Source organism: Intrasporangium chromatireducens Q5-1 (assembly GCF_000576575.1).
Taxonomy (GTDB): Bacteria; Actinomycetota; Actinomycetes; order Actinomycetales; family Dermatophilaceae; genus Intrasporangium_A; species Intrasporangium_A chromatireducens.
On the sequence record NZ_AWQS01000447.1, the window covers coordinates 1 to 1,602 of the forward strand.

At 74.9% G+C, this 1,602-nt stretch carries 2 protein-coding genes; both read right to left on the reverse strand.

The features are described 5' to 3' along the window. Window positions 1–291: 4Fe-4S dicluster domain-containing protein (locus N864_RS22095; protein WP_034722611.1), on the reverse strand; the 291-nt coding region annotated here is incomplete at its 3' end. Continuing rightward, on the reverse strand, window positions 291–1,602 hold a 1,312-nt coding region (locus N864_RS22100; RefSeq protein WP_205621038.1), incomplete at its 5' end, for an FAD-binding oxidoreductase. The genes N864_RS22095 and N864_RS22100, both read right to left, overlap by 1 nt.

Below are 1,602 nucleotides of genomic sequence, written 5' to 3' on the forward strand. Positions count from 1 at the left end.
GGCGTCGAAGTGCTCGACCATCGCGGGCGTCATCGGCTCGCCCTGCAGGCCCTCGTTCATCAGGTAGATGCGCCCCCGGGGGGAGTCCATCTCCTCCCCCCACAGGGTGTACGTGGGGCAGGTCGGCAGACAGAAGCCGCAGTGGACGCAGTCGGAGACGATCTCGGCGGACGGCGGCCGGTGGTCGTCGAAAGCCGGTGTCCCGCCCTGCACGGGCGTCAGGGACAGGCGTGCGTCCGTGCCGAGCGTGCCGGTCGGCGTGGAGACGACCCCGGAGTCGGATGCGGTCATCAGATCCCTCCCACGAATCGCCCGGGCGCCAGGCGGCGCTCGGGGTCGAACCGCTGCTTGACGGAGCGCATGAGGTCAAGCGCGGTCACCGGGCCCCACACGTCGAGGCCCTCGCGCAGCTGCGGCGGCGCATCGAGGACGACGACCGAGCCGCCGAAGGTGGTGGCGCGGCGGCGCAGCTCGTCGACGAGCTCGCGCACGGCGCCAGCACTGACCGCGCCACCAGCGGATGGGGCCCCGACCCCGACGAGGGCGGTGCCGACGGCGGGGCTGCCCCGCAGCGTGGTGGCGAGGCCGGCGCTGTCCGCGGCGGCGTCCAGCGCCTCGAGCAGCCGCGTGAAGCGACCGATCTCGTGGGTGACCTTGAGGAGCACCCCGCTCGGCGTGGCCGGCTCGGTCCCCCACCACTCGGGTGGCGTCGCCGCGTCGGTGGCCGCCGCCCCGAGGAGGGTCCTCACCTCGGTGACCCGCTGCTCGACACCCGGGGCGATGCCCTCGAGGAGGACGCCGAGGGATGCGCCGTCGCGGGACCGGTCGAGCTCGACGGCGGCGGGGACCAGCTGGGAGTGCACGAGCGCGAGGACGTGTTGCTGTATGTCGCTGGGCCCGTCGACCGCACAGGTGACCCACCGCTGGGCCTCCGGGAGGGGGTGGAGGCGGAAGGCGACCTCCGTGATCAGGCCGAGGGTCCCGAAGGAACCGGTGAGCACCTTGCCCAGGTCGTAGCCCGCGACGTTCTTGACGACCTTGCCGCCGGCGTGGGCCACGACGCCGTCCGGTCGGACGAAGCGCATCCCGATGACCAGGTCCCGGACCGCCCCGTGGAAGAGGCGGGTCGGGCCGGTGGCCGCGGTGGCCACCGCGCCGCCGACGGTCCCCGACCGGGTGGGGTCGATGCCGACGCGCTGGCCGGCGTCGCCGAGCTCGGCCTGCAGGTCGGCGAGCCGGCGGCCGGCCCCCACGACGACAATGAGGTCACCGGCGGCGTGCTCGACGACCTGGTCCATCCGCGTCGTGTCGACGACGACGTCGACGTGTTCGGGGGGCGCTCCCCAGCCGAGCTTCGTGCCCGTTCCCCGGGCCACGAGGGTCAGGTCATGCGCCGCGGCCGCCCTCATCAGCGCCGCGGCCTCGTCGGCCGTGCCGGGGCTGGCGACCCAGCTCGGCATGACGCCGGCGACGGCGTCGTCGTCGGTCGCGGCGCGGGCGTGGCCGCCGGTGGCCGCGGTGAGGTCCTCGAGGACGTCCGCCATCAGAACAGCTCCGCCTTGCCGGCCGCGACGAGCGGGTGCGGGCCCTTGTGGCGGCCGG